The sequence below is a fragment of the Paenibacillus sp. FSL L8-0436 genome (assembly GCF_038593025.1).
In the GTDB taxonomy this organism is placed as follows: domain Bacteria; phylum Bacillota; class Bacilli; order Paenibacillales; family Paenibacillaceae; genus Paenibacillus_AQ.
The window spans coordinates 6,611,552-6,628,618 of the sequence record NZ_CP151955.1; the positions used below are offsets into that span (position 1 = coordinate 6,611,552).

Here is a 17,067-nt window from a genome sequence, read left to right on the forward strand (position 1 = left end):
AGCACCTCTGTTCCTTCCGGACGGGTAAGGTTCCGGTATTTTTGTCTATTATAGCATTCCCCCTCTGCGGATGAGTAGTCCCTCCTCACTGCTACTCTGAAGCATACCGCATAATCCCGCGGTAAATGCTCGTTGCCACCTTCCGCTGATAGACATCATCTCCAAGCAAAGCCGACTCCTGCGGATGTGACAGAAAGCCTACCTCCACAAGCACAGCCGGCATTTTCAATGCTTTTAACAGATACACTGTATTCACAGTTTTAGCTACACGATCGGTATTCTCCAGCGTAGCCCTGAGTTCATCCTGTACAAAGCCCGCCAACGCTTTATTCCCTTCGTTGTTGGGATAATAGAAGGTTTGCGCTCCGCTCCAGCGGCCGGAAGGGACACTGTTCATATGCACGCTGATAAAGAGGTCCGCGCCCTTCTCTTCAATAGTTCTTACCCTTTGCTTCAGATCCTCTGTCTTGCGCTTGGAATATCCTTTGGTGCCCTCCTGAGCCAGGTCATAATCACCTTCACGTGTCATAACTACAATCGCCCCCGCCTGCTGCAAATAATCGCGCAGATAGAGTGATACCGAGAGGTTAATATCCTTCTCGATCAGTCCCTCACGGCTGACTGCCCCTCCGTCCGGTCCGCCATGGCCGGCATCGATGGCTATAATCTTACCGGACAATGGCAGGCTCCAATAGTTCAGCGTTTTGGCGGTAGGCATATCATAGGCAATGATGCCGATCATCAGAGCAAGCAGCACTGCGCCCAGCATGCTTTTTTTAATACTGTTCCATGAGATCCAGACCGAGACTTTCCGCTGCTTTCGGCCAGACATAACAAAGACCCCCTCGTCCCGATAGATTCTACTCATCTATATGGGACAAGAGGGCCAAATAGTACTAGCTCTTCGTATTTAGGCGTTAACTTCCTGAGACATTCCCTCAATCAAAATTTGCGCAACCTCAGGCCGTGTAAATTCCGGAGGCGGGCACTGGCCATCCCGTAGCAGCGCACGCACCTTCGTACCGGATAGTGTCAGATGCTGATCACCCGGATGAGGGCAGGTCTTGCTGGAGGCCATATTTCCGCATTTGATGCAGAAGAAGCTGTGCTCAAAAAATAGCGGTGTAATCCCCAACTCCTCAGCAGTGAAGTTAGAAAAAATCTCTTGTGCTTCGTAAGTTCCATAGTAGTCGCCTACACCGGCATGGTCACGGCCCACGATGAAATGGGTGCAGCCGTAATTTTTGCGGACCATGGCATGGAATATCGCTTCTCTTGGACCCGCGTAACGCATAGCTGCCGGGAAGACTCCAAGGAACGTACGGTCTGCCGGGTAGTAATTTTCCAGCAGCGCCAGATAACTCTTCATCCGCACATTGGCCGGCACATCATCGGATTTGGTCTCGCCGACCAGAGGATTGAGGAACAAAGCGTCTACAACCTCCATAGCACACTTCTGAATGTACTCATGGGCACGGTGAACGGGATTTCGGGTCTGAAAGCCAACAACCGTTCTCCAGCCTTTATCAGCAAAAGTTTGCCGCGTCTTGGCCGGATCAAAGTAGAACTCCCCGAACTTCTCCGGCTGCGGACGATTCAAGACCTTTATAGGTCCTCCTACATAGGTTGCCGGACGGGCCAGCAATTTGCTGACGCCAGGGTGCTCCGGATCTGTCGTTCTGAAGACGTTCTGTGCTTCAAGCTGCTGATCTACGCTGTAAATGCTCTGCACATCCAGCAAACCATAAATCACACCATCTTCTTCACCGATCAAAGACACGGTATCACCAACAGCCAGACCTGAGGCCACATCATCTTCAACAGCAAGTGTGATGGGAATGCTCCATACGGTGCCATCCGCAAGTCTCATACTTTTCACAACAGAATGGTAATCTTCTTCATTTAAAAAACCGGTAAGCGGTGAGAAGGCTCCCACGGCAATCAAATCCAGATCAGAGATAGTCCATGTATTAATTGCGATTGATTTATAGCCCGAAGCTTGCTGCAGCAGTTCTTCTCTCTGCGCTCCCTCCACTGTACGCTGAATCAGTGTTCCTCCATGTGGAAGTATTGACGTCATCTAATTTCTCTCCTCCTGTGTCTCGCTTCTCGTGCCTTGCTTATTTATGCAGTCCACATTCCGTTTTTTCCGAACCGGACCATCTTCCGGCACGCGGATCTTCGCCAGGCATAACAGCACGGGTGCATTGCTCGCAGCCGATGCTCGGGAAATTGCGGTCATGGAGCGGATTATATACAACATCATTTTCGCGGATGTAATTCCATACATCCTCAGTCGTCCAGTGCGCAATCGGATTAAATTTGACCAGTCCGAATTTATAATCGTACTCTACCTTTTTGGAATTGGCGCGGGTTGGCGCCTGATCACGGCGAATCCCGGTAATCCAGGCATCATATTGGGAAAGAATGCGGGTAAGCGGCTCTACCTTGCGGATCGCACAGCATTGGTTAGGATCGACATTCCATAGCGCATCACCGTATTGAAGTGCCTGTTCCTGCGTAGATATCTGCGGCGACACACGCACGAACTCCATTCCATATTTATCAGCCATAATATCTCTTGTCTCATAGGTTTCTTTGAAATGATAATCCGTATCCAGATAAAAAACATCCGTTGACGGACTAACCTTCTGCAGCATATCAACAAGTACTACATCTTCGGCTCCAAAACTGCAAGCAAAGGTGATGTTAGGGAAAGTTTCTACTGCCCAACGAATAATCTCTTCAGGTGAGGCATTTTCCAGTTCCTCGGCCTTAACTTTAATCAAATCTTCTTTCTCAAGCAGATTCATTTCAGTATTCCTCCATCCTAGTTATGCAGCTTAAAGATAATGCTGAACTTATGACGACAATTCCAACTATTTTTATATGGAATAGTATATAACTTTCCCTGAGGAAGTCAATGCATTTTATAGCATTTATAGAGCCATAAAAAGCCAAAAGCCCCTGTCCATAAAGGCAAGAGGCTTGATATCCCTAAAAACCGACAGATATGCTGTAAATAAGAAGAATAGATAGTCAGGAACTCTGAATTATCAAACCACAACTTCTACTTTAAATAGGCCATCAACACGTGAATGCGCCTAATAGAGCATTATTCACGCAGTTAACAGGTGTTTTACAACCAGAGTAATACCAGTTTAAAGAACAACGCGGCAAGCTTATTGAGAGAAGGTAAAACATTGAGATAATACCGAATTCAAAACCTCATGGTTGTATTTTTGGGCCCGGTTATTCGCCTCCAAGATTTTATGAGCCCATGCTAACGCTCTGTTGTATTGATTGAAATCATGAACCTGAATCCTAAAATGGCAGAAATCCTTATGCAGCTGATACTCCTCATAGGTGGGATTGAGCCCGATTTGCCCAAATTGTTGCCTGATGATCCTCTCAGCCATCTGTTCTTGCATAGTTTCATGGACGTAAGATATCTGGTTAGTATGCACCCTGTACTTTAGCAGCACTTCAGGCAGATTGGTCAATTGGGTTACCTCCCCCAAGCGGTTCCACAGCTCAAAATCTTCTGCATGAGGGTAATCCCAATATTTCACTCCATGATTATCCAGAATGGATTTTCTAAGCATGACAGTAGGATGCACAAACGTACAGTGAAAAAACTGCCAACACCTTATTTCGTCATGATTTAGTGGTTTAACCGTAGTCCCGGCTATGCCGATATATTCTGCTTGGCTACCGCAAACCCCTATATGCGGATTCGCATCCATAAAGGCCACCTGACGTGCCAAACGGTGCGGCAATGCGATGTCATCCCCATCCATGCGGACAATATATTCCCCCGTACATAACGAAAGGCCTTCGTTCAATGTTCTGATAAGACCGATGTTTACGGCATGAGAAATCACCTTTATACGGCTGTCATGAATCCCCTTTATTCTTCCCAAGGTTCCATCAACAGACCCATCATCTATAATCAGTAGTTCAAAATCCGGATACGATTGCTGAAGGATACTCTGAATTGACTCCTCAATATAAAGGGAGGAGTTGTATACAGGCAACAAAACCGATATTTTCACCATTACTCGCACCGCCTCAACTATACTTAACACTTTATAGATTATGAGGCCATGCCTTGTCTCGATATAAATAAGTGCCTGTTTCAAATTAAATATGTATGATCGTCCAAACGCTTTTCTCCTGACATTAATTTAATATAGTAAATTATCCGGGGGGGCGAGCCGCATGATATTGAATGAGATTAAGGGTACCTATGATGTTATATTCAGTTTAGGACATAACTGCCTCGCTGCAGATCAATTATCCCGCACTCTGTTACGAAAGGTCGGTGGGGTAATTGATTGGGTGGAGACTCCCGTTCTGGCAGGTGTAAGCAATCTATTGCGAAATCGGTTCGCCCATTTCATGGATTTTCCTAATCTTAGTATTACGGGAATTAATCATAAGGCGGAATGTTATATTGTTAGGGACGCAGCGTACCATGCTTTTTCTCACCATGATTTTCCACTGGTTGAAAATACACCGGAGCAGCTTGTCAGCTATCCAAAACTAAAAGAAAAACTACAGCGCCGCATTCCGCGATTCCTCGAGACCCTCATGGACGCTGACAAGGTATTATTTATTCGAACCGAAGCCACAATACATGAAACCGCTGAACTGCTGGATGTGTTAAACGGGATGGTTAAAGGAACATTTAACCTGCTTGTTATTAATCATGCACCCGTACATGGAATCATCGAAACTCCTTGGCCCTTTAACAATGTTTGCGCCTTACAAATCCCAGAAGTCCCGGACATGTTCCATGATAATGATCATCTCTGGAGATCCATATTGTATGGCTTTAGTGTTAGCTAAAAAATTGTTATGGTCAAAGCGTTATTATGGCAAAAATAAAAGCCCCTGGCCATAAAGGCCAGAGGCTTGATATCCTTGATACAAGGGATATTAACGTTTCGAGAACTGTGGAGCACGACGTGCTGCTTTGAGGCCGTATTTCTTACGTTCCTTCATACGTGGGTCACGAGTCAGGAAGCCGGCTTTCTTAAGGGCACCGCGGTATTCTGGATCTACTTTCAGAAGTGCACGGGAGATCCCGTGACGGATTGCTCCAGCTTGACCAGAAATGCCGCCACCATGTGCAAGAACGATTACATCGTAGTTGCCCAGTGTTTCAGTCAGGTTCAAAGGTTGTTTCACGATCATCTTCAATGTTTCCACACCGAAATATTCGTCCATCTCGCGTTTGTTAATGACAATGCGTCCTTCACCCGGTACAAGGCGAACACGTGCTACCGAATGTTTACGACGACCTGTCCCATAGTATTGTACTTGTGCCATGAAACTGTCCTCCTCTATTCTTATCCGCGAAGTTCGTAAACTTCAGGTTTTTGTGCTGCATGTGGATGCTCGGCGCCTGCATAGACTTTCAATCTCAACTTCATGTGATCCCCTTGACGAGTCTTAGGAATCATACCGTGAACTGCAAATTCGATCATACGTTCAGGTTTAGTCTTGATCAGGTCTTCTGCAACAGTGACTTTCAAGCCACCTGGGTGCATCGAGTGACGGTAATATTTCTTGTTTTGCATTTTCTTGCCTGTCAGGTGAATCTTCTCAGCGTTGATAACAATTACGAAATCTCCAGTATCAACATGTGGAGTGAATTGCGGTTTGTGTTTGCCACGGATCAATGCAGCGGCTTCGCTGGCCAAACGACCAAGTGTCTTGCCTTCGGCATCAATAATGTGCCAAGTGCGTTCAACTTCGTTTGGTTTCGCCATATAGGTGGTACGCATGAATGTTTCCTCCTTGTTCTCGTACGAAAATCATCTGTTTCGTATATCTTGTTTCTCATTGGATTACGATTATGTGAGTTAAAAAAAGCTTATTTGTCGGCATCTTCTTGATCGGGGCTGTGGGATAGCCATCAAGAAAACACAACTTTTATATTACAGCATAAACATGACAAGTGCAAGTGATTTTTAAGCTTATTGACTATAATTTTTCTAAAAAAGTATAGAACGCTCACGCCTAAATTCCATCCTCGTCATATTCAACACTCCACAGCGCCAAGCCCTTAGATACGGCCGTTGGTCCTGCCGCCGCCCGATCACATGCGGCTAGAATATCCGCAACCTTGTCCGCATGGTATTTGCCTTCTCCCACGTGAATCAGCGTTCCCATAATAATGCGAACCATATGCTGCAGAAATCCGCTGCCCGTAATATAAGTGTGAATGACACCCTGGTCTACCGAGTCAGATCGACACATACTGCGGTCAATCTCCATATGAGCCTCAAAGATCGTCCGAACATGGGAAGTCTTCGTGGACTTCCGTGATGCGAACGAGGTGAAGTCATGGGTACCCAGTAAATGTGTAAGACCTTTCTGCATAGCCGGTATATCGAGTTTCACCGGGTGGTGATGCTGCCAGCGCCGCTGAAACGGATCCGGAAACCGGTTGCCATTAATCGTGTACCGATAGGTTTTGCGCTTTGCTCCTCTACGAGAGTGGAACGATAGCGGAACCTCCCTCGCCTCGGTAACCACGATATCTTGCGGCAACCGGGCATTCAGGGCCAGACACCAGCGTTCAAGCGGGATTTGAGAGGAGGTCATGAAGTTAAACGGCTGTCCATAAGCATGCACACCCGCGTCTGTCCGTCCAGAGGCGGTTATCTTGAGCGCCTCGCCCGTCAGATGGAGTATTGCCTGTTCCAGCCGGTCCTGAATCGTATTGCCCTGAGGCTGGGTCTGAAAGCCATCATAATGGGTCCCGTCATAATTGACTTTCATCAATAGATTGCGCATTCCGTTCTCCTGTCAGTCCATACTTGGTTTTCAAAAAAAAAGAGCCCCGGCGGGAGCTCCTTCTACTCTATACAAGGTGATTCCCGCGGTTAGTTGCACGGCAGGGCCTTACCGCCCCTGCAGCACAATAACGTTTAATACTTTCCTACCCATGCTCCGAGGATCATGGGGGAAAGGGATAATTCCGGAAATCATTACTTGCGTTACTACGCGCGGTCTACCAGTTCAAGATAAACCATAGGCGCAGCATCGCCACGGCGAGGTCCCAGCTTCAGGATACGAGTGTATCCGCCTGGACGCTCTGTGTAACGAGGAGCAATATCAGAGAACAGTTTTTGGATTGCATCTTGTTCACCGTCAACAGTTTCACGACGAACAAATGCAGCTACTTGACGACGAGCATGAAGATCGCCCTTTTTCGCTTTAGTGATCAGTTTCTCAGCGATGGAACGAACTTCCTTCGCTTTGGCTTCCGTTGTCTGGATGCGCTCGTAAAGGAACAGATCCGTTACCATGTCGCGGAACAACGCTTTACGCGCACTGGAATCACGGCCCAATTTTTGGTATGCCATTTGTTTTCCCTCCTTCACTCAAGTACTCAAGCAATCTGTTAACTATTCTTCTGTGCGGAGACCCAAACCAAGTTCCTCGAGCTTCTCTTGAACTTCTTCCAAAGATTTGCGGCCCAAGTTACGAACCTTCATCATATCTTCTTCAGTTTTCGTAGTCAGCTCTTGTACGGTATTAATACCGGCACGTTTGAGGCAGTTGTAGGAACGGACAGAAAGATCAAGTTCTTCGATTGTCATCTCAAGCACTTTTTCTTTTTTGTCTTCTTCTTTTTCAACCATAATTTCGGCGTCTTTCGCTTCATCCGTAAGTCCTACGAACAATACGAGGTGCTCGTTCAAAATTTTGGCTCCGAGGCTAACTGCCTCTTCCGGTCTGATACTGCCATCTGTCCAAATTTCCAGCGTCAACTTGTCATAGTTCGTCACTTGACCGACACGAGTGTTATCAATGCCGTAATTCACGCGGGAAATAGGAGTGTAGATGGAGTCAACCGGAATAACACCGATTGGCTGGTCGTCGCGTTTGTTCCGGTCTGCTTGGACATAACCGCGACCACGGCCTGCAAAAATACGCATGTGAAGTCTCGCGCCAGGTCCCAGCGTTGCAATATGAAGATCCGGATTGAGGATCTCAACATCGCTATCCGCACGGATATCACCTGCGGTAACGATGCCTTCACCCTCAGCATCAATCTCGAACACTTTCTCTTCATCTGAATGGATCTTCAGAGAAAGAGCTTTAAGGTTCAGAATGATTTCCGTCACATCTTCCATTACGCCAGGAACGGTCGAGAACTCATGCAAAACGCCGTCAATTTGGACCGATGTTACTGCGGCTCCCGGAAGGGAGGAAAGCAGAATCCGGCGAAGCGAGTTCCCCAGAGTCGTGCCATATCCACGTTCCAGCGGTTCAACTACGAATTTCCCATAGGTTCCTTCATCATTGGCTTCTACGGTCTCAATCTTCGGCTTTTCGATTTCTATCACGAGTGTACCCCTCCTTCAAACGTCGCTCCTATATGAAACTGTCACCCCATCAGGTGCATCATGTAGTATGCCTAAACACCTATTATTAGCAGATGCGTCAGAATTATACCACAATCACAATTCTGATTTCACTATACGCGACGACGTTTCGGCGGACGGCATCCATTGTGAGGAACCGGAGTTACGTCTTTAATGAGGTTTACTTCAAGCCCTGCGGCTTGAAGGGAACGGATGGCTGCTTCGCGGCCCGCGCCCGGTCCTTTAACCATAACTTCAACGGACTTCATGCCGTGTTCCATCGCTGCTTTAGCAGCACTTTCGGCTGCCATTTGCGCTGCAAATGGAGTCGATTTACGGGAACCTTTGAATCCTTGACCGCCGGAGCTAGCCCAGGAAATTGCATTTCCGTGAGGATCCGTGATCGTAACGATAGTGTTGTTGAACGTGGAACGAATATGTGCCACGCCGCTCTCGATATTCTTCCGGTCGCGACGTTTGGTACGTACGACTTTTTTCGGTTTAGCCATTGTCTCTTATCCCCCCTTATTATTTCTTTTTGTTTGCTACCGTACGACGCGGGCCTTTCCGGGTACGGGCATTCGTTTTGGTGCGTTGACCGCGAACAGGCAATCCACGACGGTGGCGAACACCGCGGTAACAGCCGATCTCAGTAAGACGCTTAATATTCAAGGAAATTTCACGACGCAGGTCACCTTCAACCTTAACTGACTTGTCGATCATTTCACGCAGTTTGCTGACTTCATCTTCCGTCAAATCACGGACACGTGTGTTAACGTCAATGCCTGTTTCATTAAGAATTTTCTGGGAAGTCGTTTTACCGATTCCGAAAATATAAGTCAAGGCGATCTCAACGCGTTTATCACGTGGCAAATCCACTCCAGCTATACGAGCCATTTTACGCTACACCCCCTTCTTAACCTTGTTTTTGTTTGTGTTTCGGATTTTCGCAAATTACCATAACAGTCCCTTTGCGGCGGATGACTTTGCATTTCTCGCAAATGGGCTTCACAGAAGGTCTTACCTTCATGTTAATTACCTCCTCAAAGTTTTGCGAAGCAAAACTTTTGTTGTAGTTCCCATCTATTTACGGTAAGTTATACGACCTTTAGATAAATCGTAAGGCGATAACTGCACGACCACTTTGTCTCCGGTTAGGATACGGATAAAGTGCATCCGCAATTTCCCGGACACATGGGCAAGTATTTGATGACCGTTCTCAAGCTCAACCTTAAACGTTGCATTCGGCAACGGCTCAATGACCGTACCTTCGACTTCAATGACATCTTCTTTAGCCACAGTTAGTCTCCTTTCTCATCTGCACTTATTCCAGCAGGTCCGCCATACTTCATCACTGCAAAACGCAGCTTTCCGTTGGTAACCCGGCCGGTTTCTTCCAAACTGTTCACAACCTCACTGCTGATAAAGGGTATGAGCTCCAGATGTTGAATGTTCTTCTTCTTCGGCCCATCAAACTTCCGTTTGTCCCCATCGGCAATATATACAAATCTGCTATCCACAACTGCGATAACAACGGCAGCCTCTCCGGTATCTTTGCCTTTGAGAATTCTCACCAATTGACCAATCTGCGGGCTGCTCTGAGTATTCATCAAGATCACCTACGCATTCAGTTTCGTGAAAATTTCCATGCCGTCCGGCGTAACTGCTACTGTATGCTCGAAGTGAGCGCACAATGAACCGTCTACCGTAACGACCGTCCAGTTATCTTCCAGCGTTCTGACATATCTGTTCCCTACGTTCACCATCGGCTCAATCGCGAGTACCATACCCGGTTTCAGACGTGGTCCGCGGTCCGCTATGCCATAGTTTGGAATTTGCGGTTCTTCATGCAGTTTTGCCCCGATGCCGTGACCCACATACTCTCGTACGACGGAGAATCCGGCGTCTTCAATAGTTTGCTGGATCGCATGGGAGATTGTAAACAAGCGCACATCCGGTTTGACTAACGCCAGTCCTGCGTACAAGGAGCCTTCCGTGACGTCCAGCAAGCGCTGAGCTTCATCAGAAATGCTGCCCACTCCGTAGGTCCAAGCGGAATCACCGTGATAACCGCGGTACTCTGCACCGATATCAAGCGTTATTATATCGCCTTCCATCAATTTGCGTTTACCCGGAAATCCATGCACCAATTGTTCGTTGACTGAAGCGCAAATGCTGGCAGGAAAACCGTTGTAACCTTTGAAAGACGGCACAGCACCTTGACTGCGAATGTATTGATCGGCGATTCTGTCGAGCTCTCCGGTTGTGATGCCAGGCTGGATAGCTTCAGCGATCAACCGGTGACTCTCGGCAACAATTCGACCAGCTTCCCTCATAAAGGCAAGTTCCTGCTCGGATTTACAAATGATCATTACATTAACCTCGCAACAAAGATACGATTTCGGAAGTAACGACATTGATTTCGTTTTCTCCGTTTACCTGACGCAAAAGACCTTTATTCTCATAAAACGCAAGCAGCGGTGCTGTCTTGTTATCATACTCATCCAGACGCTTGCCTACGCTCTCTTCGTTGTCATCCGGACGTTGATACAACTCACCGCCATCAATGTCGCAAATGCCTTCTTGCTTCGGCGGGTTGAAAATTAAATGGTAGGATGCTCCGCAAACCCTGCAGATTCTACGTCCCGTAAGACGCGCCATCAGCAGTCCACGGTCTACATTCAAGTTGATTACATGATCCAATGAAATATTGAGGCGGTTTAAGATATCTTCCAGCGCTTCCGCTTGCGAAAGGGTTCTTGGAAAGCCATCCAATAAGAAACCTTTTTCGCAATCGGACTGCTGAAGCCGTTCTTCAACGATTCCAATAGTCACATCATCAGGTACAAGCAAGCCTTGTTCGGTATAAGATTTGGCCTTCAATCCAACCGGAGTCCCCTGCTTGATTGCCAAGCGGAAGGCGTCACCTGTCGAAATATGCGGAATGCCAAGCTCTTTAACGATAACTGCTGCTTGTGTCCCCTTGCCTGCCCCAGGAGGGCCCATGAATAGAATGTTCACGATTTCTCTCTCCCCCCAAAAGTTCGCCACCAAGCAAGAAACAGCACAATAGGTGCCGGGAAGTCTGTAAATCTCATGCTTCGCCGGAACCTATCCACTATTTATTGATGAAGCCTTTGTAATGGCGTTTGATCAATTGGCTCTCGATCTGCTTCATGGTATCCAATGCTACACCGATAACGATCAGGATGGATGTACCACCAATCTGAACCGAATCAGGTAGACCGGAGAGCTTCCCGAAGAATACAGGAAGTACGGATATAAACGCCAAGAACAGCGCGCCGGACATAGTCAGACGGGACATTACCTTGGTGAGATATTTCTCCGTTGCTTTACCAGGACGGATGCCCGGGATATAACCGCCATTCTTCTTCATGTTGTCGGCCATCTGCTGTGGATTCATCTGAACAAACGTATAGAAGAACGTAAATCCAATAATCATCAGCACATACAGAACCATACCGAGAGGCTCATTAAACTTCAGGTTGCCAGCAACCCATTTCGCCCACTCATGTGTTGACCAGAAGCTGGAGAGTACAACCGGGAATTGCAGTAGAGAAACAGCGAAAATGACAGGAATAACGCCAGCTGCGTTAATCTTCAGCGGAATATGCGTATTCTGTCCACCATACATCTTGTTGCCGACTACGCGTTTGGCATATTGCACAGGAATCTTACGAATCCCTTGCTGTACGAAGATTACTCCAACAATAATCGCCGCAACCAAGATCAACACGATAACGACTTTAAGAATATTAAGGAACATCTGATCCGGCTGTATAAAGCTGGACTGAGCCGTAGCCGTGATATGTCCCGGTATGGCAGCGACGATTCCCGCAAAAATCAGGATCGAAATCCCGTTTCCTATTCCCTTTTCCGTGATCTGCTCACCCAGCCACATCAGAAACGATGTACCCGCAGTCAAAATGATCGCGATAAGCAGATAATCCGCAAAGGTTGCATTCGGGATCATCTCAGTGCTGTAGATCCGGTTGAATCCGATTGAAGTCGCAAACGCTTGAATCAGACCGAGCACTACTGTGCCGTAACGGGTGACTTGCGCCAGCTGCTTTTTCCCGTGCTCCCCTTGTTTAGCCCATTCGGCAAACTTAGGGATAACATCCATCGAAAGCAATTGCACGATGATCGATGCGGTAATGTACGGGTAAATACTAATCGCAAAAATCGAGAAGTTTTTGAGCGCTCCGCCCGAGAAGGTGTTCAGAAGACCCATCAAAGCGTCACCGCTTTGATTTGTTGTTTCCAGTACTTCTTTGTTCACACCAGGAACCGGTACAAACGAACCGAGTCGGTAGATGATCAGAACGAACAGGGTAAACAGGATCTTTTTGCGCAAATCTTCAATATGCCATATATTCTTAAGCGTCTTGAACATTAGATCACCTCGGTTTTACCGCCGGCAGCCTCGATTTTCTCTACCGCAGATTGAGAGAACTTATTTGCTTGTACAGTCAATTTAACAGCTAGTTCGCCGTTACCGAGAATCTTAATGCCGCTTTTGGAATTCTTGACAACACCAGTTTCAATCAGCAACTGTGGAGTCACTTCAGTTCCTTCAGCAAAGCTATTCAGATCTTCCAGGTTCACAATCGCATACTCTTTACGGGTAGGATTGATGAAACCACGTTTAGGCAGACGACGATAGAGTGGGTTTTGTCCACCCTCGAAGCCGGGACGAACACCACCGCCGGAACGGGAGTTTTGACCCTTATGACCGCGACCGGAAGTTTTTCCGTTACCGCTACTAGGTCCGCGACCAACGCGATTGCGTTCTTTGCGGGAGCCCGGAGCTGGAGCAAGTTCATGTAACTTCATCGTTTGCACCTCCTTATGTTTGTTAATTTATGCGAGGCGTTTAGCCTTCGATTTCTGTAACGGACAGCAAGTGGCTCACTTTGTTGATCATTCCGCGAATTGCAGGAGTGTCATTGTGAACCACGGACGAGTTAGTCTTACGCAGGCCGAGCGTCTTAACAGTAACACGTTGTGTTTCTGGACGTCCAATTACGCTGCGTACGAGGGTAATTTGCAATTTTGCCATTGACGTTCCCCTCCTTAACCGCGCAATTCTTCGACAGATTTGCCGCGAAGTTTCGCGACCTCTTCAATGCGTTTCAGACGGGAAAGACCCTCTAAAGTTGCATTGACCATGTTCATGGAATTCGAAGAACCCAAAGATTTTGTCAAGATGTCGCCAACGCCTGCCAATTCCAATACCGCACGAACTGGACCGCCGGCAATAACGCCAGTACCTTCCGATGCTGGTTTCAGCAGCACGCGTCCTGCGCCGAAATGTCCAGTAACCAGATGGGGAATCGAAGTTCCTACGATTGGAATGTGAATCAGGTTTTTCTTGGCGTCTTCAATGCCTTTACGGATGGCATCCGGAACTTCGCCGGCTTTACCGATACCAGCACCAACGTAGCCGTTGCCATCGCCCACAACAACAAGTGCACTAAAGCTGAAACGGCGTCCGCCTTTTACAACTTTTGCTACACGGTTAATGTGTACAACTCTTTCTGTCAGCTCTAAACTGTTCGGATCTACACGCAAGTCGTTAACCTCCTTTTAAGAAATATTCTAGAATTCAAGACCAGCTTCGCGAGCTGCATCAGCCAAAGCCTGAATTCGTCCATGGTACAAGTATCCACCGCGGTCAAATACAACCACTGCATAACCCTTAGCTTTAGCACGCTCAGCGATCAGTTGACCTACTTTGCTTGCAGCTTCAACGCTGCCGCCATTGCCGATTGTAGCGCTCAGATCCTTATCAAGTGTCGAGGCAGATACGATTGTAACGCCTGTCACGTCATCGATCAATTGAGCGTAGATGTGTTTCGAAGAACGGAACACGTTCAAACGTGGACGCTCAGTAGTTCCCTGGATTTTTTTACGAACACGCAGGTGTCTTTTGAGACGAGCCTTGTTTTTATCCTCTTTTGTAATCATGACTTCCCTTTCACTCCCTTCAGTTTGCCGTAAACAGCTTCACTTTAAGATGCACGGGGTATCTTACAATGAAGAGTAAGCCGATTATTTCTTCTTACCGGCTTTACCTTCCTTGCGGATGATACGCTCGCCTTCATATTTGATACCTTTACCTTTATACGGTTCTGGTTCACGTACGGAACGGATTTTGGCAGCATACGCGCCAACGCGTTCTTTATCGATACCTTTAACGATGATCTTCGTGTTCGCAGGAACTTCGAACTCGATGCCCGCTTCCGGTGTAATTTCAACCGGGTGGGAGTAACCAACGTTCAGAACGATTTTATCTCCGGATTTGCTTGCACGATATCCGACCCCAACCAGCTCCAGAGATTTCGAGAAACCTTCAGTCACACCGCTCACCATGTTGTTGACAACGGAGCGGGTTGTGCCGTGAAGTGAACGATGCAATTTGTTGTCCGACGGGCGGACAACGGTGATTTCGTTATTTTCAACTGTAACCTTCATGTCTTTATGAAGCTCACGAGTCAAAGTGCCCTTAGGACCTTTTACTGTAATAACGGCGTTGTCCAAAGTGACATCTACACCGCTAGGTACTGCGATTGGTTTGCGACCAATACGAGACATGTGTTGCACCTCCTTATCTTGTGACGTTTATTACCAAATGTAGCAGACAACTTCTCCGCCCGATTTTGATTGACGAGCTTCTTTGTCGGTCATAACTCCCTTAGATGTGGAGATAATCGCGATTCCTAGGCCGCCGAGTACACGAGGCACTTCATTGCTCTTCGTGTAAACGCGAAGGCCTGGTTTACTGATTCTTTTCAGACCAGAGATAACGCGCTCTTGGTTAGGGCCGTATTTCAAGAAGATACGGATAATCCCTTGTTTGCTATCTTCAACGAATTCCGCATCACGGATGAAACCTTCACGCTTCAAGATGTCCGCGATTTGTTTTTTCATAGTAGAAGCAGGCATTTCTACTGTCTCGTGACGCACAGTGTTGGCGTTACGAATACGAGTAAGCATATCTGCAATAGGATCAGACATAGTCATGTGTGTAAACCTCCTTCCCGTTTATAAACTTCTTACCAACTTGCTTTTTTCACGCCAGGGATCTGGCCTTTATAAGCTAACTCACGGAAACAAATTCTGCAAATTTTGAACTTTTGCAGTACCGAATGTGGACGACCGCAACGCTCACAACGTGTATATGCACGTACTTTGAACTTAGGCTCGCGTTGTTGTTTAACTTTCATCGAAGTTTTTGCCACTTTAGCCTGACACCTCCTAAACAGTTTCGGAGAAATGGATGATTCTTACTTAGCGAAAGGCATTCCCAGCTGATTCAGCAGCTCACGGGATTCCTCATCCGTCTTTGCAGTCGTTACGATAACGATGTCCATACCGCGGACCTTATCCACTTTGTCATACTCGATTTCTGGGAAGATCAGTTGTTCTTTAAGACCAAGCGTGTAGTTACCACGGCCGTCAAAGGCTTTAGTGGAAACACCGCGGAAGTCACGTACGCGTGGAAGCGTTACGTTGAACAATTTGTCCAGGAAGTAATACATACGCTCGCCGCGCAGTGTTACTTTAACCCCAATCGGCATATTTTCGCGCAGTTTGAAACCGGCGATGGATTTTTTAGCTTTAGTGATTACTGGCTTTTGACCAGCGATCAGTTGCAAGTCATTAACTGCAGCATCAAGTACTTTGGAGTTCTGAACAGCGTCACCCACACCCATGTTGATGACAACCTTCTCGATCTTAGGTACTTGCATAACAGTTGTATAGTTAAACTTCTGCATCAGAGCAGGTGTTATTTCATTCAAATAACGTTCTTTCATTCTTGCTGCCATGAAGATTTACCTCCTTTCTTTAGGACTGTATTAGTCGATAATCTCTCCGGATCTCTTTGCTACCCGAACCTTCTTACCGTTATCGAGTACTTTGTAACCGATACGAGTAACTTTACCGCTCTTCGGATCAATGTGCATTACGTTGGACACATGAATCGAAGCTTCTTGTTCGATGATTCCGCCTTGCGGATTCAACTGGTTAGGCTTCTGGTGTTTTTTCACCATGTTCACGCCTTCTACCAGAACGCGGTTTTCACGAGGATAAGCAGCGATGACACGGCCTTTTTTACCTTTGTCTTTCCCGCTGATCACAAGTACCACATCATCTTTCTTCACATGCAGTTTATTGTTATGGGATTCCAGAACTTTTTTCACTCTAGGCATTTATTACACCTCCTATGACTAACCTTCTCAGAACTTCACGTTACTTTAGGGGTAACTTTTTTAGATTACTTCCGGTGCCAAGGAAACGATCTTCATGTAGTCTTTATCGCGAAGTTCGCGAGCAACTGGTCCGAAGATACGTGTTCCGCGCGGGCTTCTGTCGTCTTTAACAACAACAGCTGCATTTTCGTCGAATGCGATGTAAGAACCGTCTTTACGGCGTACAGAACGTTTAGTACGAACAACCACCGCTTTAACAACATCACCCTTTTTGACAACGCCGCCTGGTGTTGCTTGTTTAACGGAACAAACGATCAGATCACCGATTGCTGCTGTACGGCGTCCAGTACCACCCAGTACGCGGATACACATCAGTTCCTTCGCACCAGAGTTATCAGCCACATGCAAACGTGTAAATGGTTGAATCATTATTAATTTCCTCCTTC

The 17,067-nt window shown here is 47.0% G+C and carries 28 protein-coding genes; 1 reads left to right on the forward strand and 27 read right to left on the reverse strand.

The window, feature by feature from the left end; all coding sequences use genetic code 11:
• Positions 1-91: 91 nt before the first annotated feature.
• The 4 genes from cwlD to NSS79_RS30555 all read right to left on the reverse strand — a co-directional run bounded on the left by cwlD (position 92) and on the right by NSS79_RS30555 (position 4,058).
• A complete protein-coding gene (gene cwlD, locus NSS79_RS30540; protein ID WP_342437325.1) occupies positions 92-832 on the reverse strand; it encodes an N-acetylmuramoyl-L-alanine amidase CwlD in 741 nt (246 codons plus the stop codon).
• Between the two features lie 78 nt (positions 833-910).
• Positions 911-2,080: a sulfate adenylyltransferase gene (sat, locus tag NSS79_RS30545; RefSeq protein WP_342437326.1), complete on the reverse strand. Its 1,170-nt coding sequence runs from the start codon at positions 2,078-2,080 to the stop codon at positions 911-913.
• 40 nt (positions 2,081-2,120) lie between these two features.
• Complete coding sequence (locus tag NSS79_RS30550; protein WP_038596980.1) at positions 2,121-2,813, reverse strand: phosphoadenylyl-sulfate reductase; 693 nt, start codon at positions 2,811-2,813, stop codon at positions 2,121-2,123.
• A gap of 369 nt (positions 2,814-3,182) precedes the next feature.
• A complete protein-coding gene (locus NSS79_RS30555; RefSeq protein WP_342437327.1) occupies positions 3,183-4,058 on the reverse strand; it encodes a glycosyltransferase in 876 nt (291 codons plus the stop codon).
• 163 nt (positions 4,059-4,221) lie between these two features.
• Here NSS79_RS30555 and NSS79_RS30560 point away from each other — a divergent pair, with 163 nt between their 5' ends.
• Positions 4,222-4,851 (forward strand): DUF1796 family putative cysteine peptidase, encoded by a 630-nt coding sequence (locus tag NSS79_RS30560; RefSeq protein WP_342437328.1) that lies wholly within the window; start codon positions 4,222-4,224, stop codon positions 4,849-4,851.
• Positions 4,852-4,941: 90 nt separating this feature from the next.
• Here NSS79_RS30560 and rpsI read toward each other — a convergent pair whose 3' ends face one another.
• The 23 genes from rpsI to rplN form a co-directional block, all read right to left on the reverse strand.
• Complete coding sequence (gene rpsI / locus NSS79_RS30565) at positions 4,942-5,334, reverse strand: 30S ribosomal protein S9 (protein ID WP_025706574.1); 393 nt, start codon at positions 5,332-5,334, stop codon at positions 4,942-4,944.
• Between the two features lie 20 nt (positions 5,335-5,354).
• On the reverse strand, positions 5,355-5,792 hold the full coding sequence (gene rplM / locus NSS79_RS30570; RefSeq protein WP_038597038.1) for a 50S ribosomal protein L13: 438 nt from the start codon (positions 5,790-5,792) through the stop codon (positions 5,355-5,357).
• A 235-nt stretch (positions 5,793-6,027) separates the two neighbouring features.
• Positions 6,028-6,807 carry a tRNA pseudouridine(38-40) synthase TruA gene (gene truA, locus NSS79_RS30575; protein WP_342437329.1) on the reverse strand — a complete coding sequence of 260 codons (780 nt, stop codon included), beginning with the start codon at positions 6,805-6,807 and terminating at the stop codon, positions 6,028-6,030.
• Between the two features lie 206 nt (positions 6,808-7,013).
• Positions 7,014-7,379, reverse strand: a complete 366-nt coding sequence (gene rplQ, locus NSS79_RS30580) for a 50S ribosomal protein L17 (protein ID WP_019908254.1) — start codon at positions 7,377-7,379, stop codon at positions 7,014-7,016.
• A 42-nt stretch (positions 7,380-7,421) separates the two neighbouring features.
• Positions 7,422-8,366 (reverse strand): DNA-directed RNA polymerase subunit alpha, encoded by a 945-nt coding sequence (locus tag NSS79_RS30585; RefSeq protein WP_036680585.1) that lies wholly within the window; start codon positions 8,364-8,366, stop codon positions 7,422-7,424.
• 131 nt (positions 8,367-8,497) lie between these two features.
• Positions 8,498-8,893, reverse strand: coding sequence for a 30S ribosomal protein S11 (gene rpsK / locus NSS79_RS30590; protein ID WP_019908251.1), 396 nt, complete (start codon positions 8,891-8,893; stop codon positions 8,498-8,500).
• A gap of 19 nt (positions 8,894-8,912) precedes the next feature.
• Positions 8,913-9,281 carry a 30S ribosomal protein S13 gene (rpsM, locus tag NSS79_RS30595; protein ID WP_020427053.1) on the reverse strand — a complete coding sequence of 123 codons (369 nt, stop codon included), beginning with the start codon at positions 9,279-9,281 and terminating at the stop codon, positions 8,913-8,915.
• Positions 9,282-9,300: 19 nt separating this feature from the next.
• Positions 9,301-9,414: a 50S ribosomal protein L36 gene (gene rpmJ / locus NSS79_RS30600; RefSeq protein WP_003322638.1), complete on the reverse strand. Its 114-nt coding sequence runs from the start codon at positions 9,412-9,414 to the stop codon at positions 9,301-9,303.
• A 53-nt stretch (positions 9,415-9,467) separates the two neighbouring features.
• Positions 9,468-9,683 carry a translation initiation factor IF-1 gene (infA, locus tag NSS79_RS30605; protein WP_018753971.1) on the reverse strand — a complete coding sequence of 72 codons (216 nt, stop codon included), beginning with the start codon at positions 9,681-9,683 and terminating at the stop codon, positions 9,468-9,470.
• Positions 9,684-9,685: 2 nt separating this feature from the next.
• A complete protein-coding gene (locus NSS79_RS30610) occupies positions 9,686-9,994 on the reverse strand; it encodes a KOW domain-containing RNA-binding protein (protein WP_342437330.1) in 309 nt (102 codons plus the stop codon).
• A 9-nt stretch (positions 9,995-10,003) separates the two neighbouring features.
• Positions 10,004-10,756, reverse strand: a complete 753-nt coding sequence (map, locus tag NSS79_RS30615) for a type I methionyl aminopeptidase (RefSeq protein ID WP_342437331.1) — start codon at positions 10,754-10,756, stop codon at positions 10,004-10,006.
• 4 nt (positions 10,757-10,760) lie between these two features.
• On the reverse strand, positions 10,761-11,405 hold the full coding sequence (locus tag NSS79_RS30620) for an adenylate kinase (RefSeq protein WP_342437332.1): 645 nt from the start codon (positions 11,403-11,405) through the stop codon (positions 10,761-10,763).
• A 97-nt stretch (positions 11,406-11,502) separates the two neighbouring features.
• Complete coding sequence (gene secY / locus NSS79_RS30625; RefSeq protein WP_038597052.1) at positions 11,503-12,801, reverse strand: preprotein translocase subunit SecY; 1,299 nt, start codon at positions 12,799-12,801, stop codon at positions 11,503-11,505.
• The gene (rplO, locus tag NSS79_RS30630; protein WP_020427058.1) at positions 12,801-13,241 is read right to left on the reverse strand and encodes a 50S ribosomal protein L15; all 441 of its coding nucleotides are present in this window, start codon (positions 13,239-13,241) and stop codon (positions 12,801-12,803) included. The genes secY and rplO overlap by 1 nt, the downstream gene beginning before the upstream one ends.
• A 40-nt stretch (positions 13,242-13,281) precedes the next feature.
• Positions 13,282-13,467, reverse strand: coding sequence for a 50S ribosomal protein L30 (gene rpmD, locus NSS79_RS30635; RefSeq protein WP_019908243.1), 186 nt, complete (start codon positions 13,465-13,467; stop codon positions 13,282-13,284).
• Positions 13,468-13,481: 14 nt separating this feature from the next.
• Positions 13,482-13,979: a 30S ribosomal protein S5 gene (gene rpsE, locus NSS79_RS30640; RefSeq protein WP_036652980.1), complete on the reverse strand. Its 498-nt coding sequence runs from the start codon at positions 13,977-13,979 to the stop codon at positions 13,482-13,484.
• Positions 13,980-14,006: 27 nt separating this feature from the next.
• The gene (rplR, locus tag NSS79_RS30645; protein ID WP_038597055.1) at positions 14,007-14,375 is read right to left on the reverse strand and encodes a 50S ribosomal protein L18; all 369 of its coding nucleotides are present in this window, start codon (positions 14,373-14,375) and stop codon (positions 14,007-14,009) included.
• Between the two features lie 84 nt (positions 14,376-14,459).
• A complete protein-coding gene (gene rplF, locus NSS79_RS30650; RefSeq protein ID WP_038597058.1) occupies positions 14,460-15,002 on the reverse strand; it encodes a 50S ribosomal protein L6 in 543 nt (180 codons plus the stop codon).
• 30 nt (positions 15,003-15,032) lie between these two features.
• Complete coding sequence (rpsH, locus tag NSS79_RS30655; RefSeq protein WP_019908239.1) at positions 15,033-15,431, reverse strand: 30S ribosomal protein S8; 399 nt, start codon at positions 15,429-15,431, stop codon at positions 15,033-15,035.
• A gap of 32 nt (positions 15,432-15,463) precedes the next feature.
• Positions 15,464-15,649, reverse strand: a complete 186-nt coding sequence (locus NSS79_RS30660) for a type Z 30S ribosomal protein S14 (RefSeq protein WP_036589425.1) — start codon at positions 15,647-15,649, stop codon at positions 15,464-15,466.
• 45 nt (positions 15,650-15,694) lie between these two features.
• Positions 15,695-16,237, reverse strand: coding sequence for a 50S ribosomal protein L5 (gene rplE / locus NSS79_RS30665; protein ID WP_038597061.1), 543 nt, complete (start codon positions 16,235-16,237; stop codon positions 15,695-15,697).
• Positions 16,238-16,267: 30 nt separating this feature from the next.
• On the reverse strand, positions 16,268-16,621 hold the full coding sequence (gene rplX / locus NSS79_RS30670; RefSeq protein ID WP_019908235.1) for a 50S ribosomal protein L24: 354 nt from the start codon (positions 16,619-16,621) through the stop codon (positions 16,268-16,270).
• Between the two features lie 60 nt (positions 16,622-16,681).
• Positions 16,682-17,050 (reverse strand): 50S ribosomal protein L14, encoded by a 369-nt coding sequence (gene rplN, locus NSS79_RS30675; protein WP_019908234.1) that lies wholly within the window; start codon positions 17,048-17,050, stop codon positions 16,682-16,684.
• Positions 17,051-17,067 lie beyond the last annotated feature (17 nt).

Bases quoted from the DNA above. Each gene is read 5' to 3' on its own strand.
- cwlD (WP_342437325.1), bottom strand. From the start codon at position 832: ATGTCTGGCCGAAAGCAGCGGAAAGTCTCGGTCTGGATCTCATGGAAC.
- sat (WP_342437326.1), bottom strand. From the start codon at position 2,080: ATGACGTCAATACTTCCACATGGAGGAACACTGATTCAGCGTACAGTG.
- NSS79_RS30550 (WP_038596980.1), bottom strand. From the start codon at position 2,813: ATGAATCTGCTTGAGAAAGAAGATTTGATTAAAGTTAAGGCCGAGGAA.
- NSS79_RS30555 (WP_342437327.1), bottom strand. From the start codon at position 4,058: ATGGTGAAAATATCGGTTTTGTTGCCTGTATACAACTCCTCCCTTTAT.
- NSS79_RS30560 (WP_342437328.1), top strand. From the start codon at position 4,222: ATGATATTGAATGAGATTAAGGGTACCTATGATGTTATATTCAGTTTA.
- rpsI (WP_025706574.1), bottom strand. From the start codon at position 5,334: ATGGCACAAGTACAATACTATGGGACAGGTCGTCGTAAACATTCGGTA.
- rplM (WP_038597038.1), bottom strand. From the start codon at position 5,792: ATGCGTACCACCTATATGGCGAAACCAAACGAAGTTGAACGCACTTGG.
- truA (WP_342437329.1), bottom strand. From the start codon at position 6,807: ATGCGCAATCTATTGATGAAAGTCAATTATGACGGGACCCATTATGAT.
- rplQ (WP_019908254.1), bottom strand. From the start codon at position 7,379: ATGGCATACCAAAAATTGGGCCGTGATTCCAGTGCGCGTAAAGCGTTG.
- rpsK (WP_019908251.1), bottom strand. From the start codon at position 8,893: ATGGCTAAACCGAAAAAAGTCGTACGTACCAAACGTCGCGACCGGAAG.
- rpsM (WP_020427053.1), bottom strand. From the start codon at position 9,281: ATGGCTCGTATAGCTGGAGTGGATTTGCCACGTGATAAACGCGTTGAG.
- rpmJ (WP_003322638.1), bottom strand. From the start codon at position 9,414: ATGAAGGTAAGACCTTCTGTGAAGCCCATTTGCGAGAAATGCAAAGTC.
- NSS79_RS30610 (WP_342437330.1), bottom strand. From the start codon at position 9,994: ATGAATACTCAGAGCAGCCCGCAGATTGGTCAATTGGTGAGAATTCTC.
- map (WP_342437331.1), bottom strand. From the start codon at position 10,756: ATGATCATTTGTAAATCCGAGCAGGAACTTGCCTTTATGAGGGAAGCT.
- secY (WP_038597052.1), bottom strand. From the start codon at position 12,801: ATGTTCAAGACGCTTAAGAATATATGGCATATTGAAGATTTGCGCAAA.
- rplO (WP_020427058.1), bottom strand. From the start codon at position 13,241: ATGAAGTTACATGAACTTGCTCCAGCTCCGGGCTCCCGCAAAGAACGC.
- rpmD (WP_019908243.1), bottom strand. From the start codon at position 13,467: ATGGCAAAATTGCAAATTACCCTCGTACGCAGCGTAATTGGACGTCCA.
- rplR (WP_038597055.1), bottom strand. From the start codon at position 14,375: ATGATTACAAAAGAGGATAAAAACAAGGCTCGTCTCAAAAGACACCTG.
- rplF (WP_038597058.1), bottom strand. From the start codon at position 15,002: ATGTCTCGTATTGGTCGCAAACCAATCGCAGTACCTAGCGGTGTAGAT.
- rpsH (WP_019908239.1), bottom strand. From the start codon at position 15,431: ATGACTATGTCTGATCCTATTGCAGATATGCTTACTCGTATTCGTAAC.
- rplE (WP_038597061.1), bottom strand. From the start codon at position 16,237: ATGGCAGCAAGAATGAAAGAACGTTATTTGAATGAAATAACACCTGCT.
- rplX (WP_019908235.1), bottom strand. From the start codon at position 16,621: ATGCCTAGAGTGAAAAAAGTTCTGGAATCCCATAACAATAAACTGCAT.
- rplN (WP_019908234.1), bottom strand. From the start codon at position 17,050: ATGATTCAACCATTTACACGTTTGCATGTGGCTGATAACTCTGGTGCG.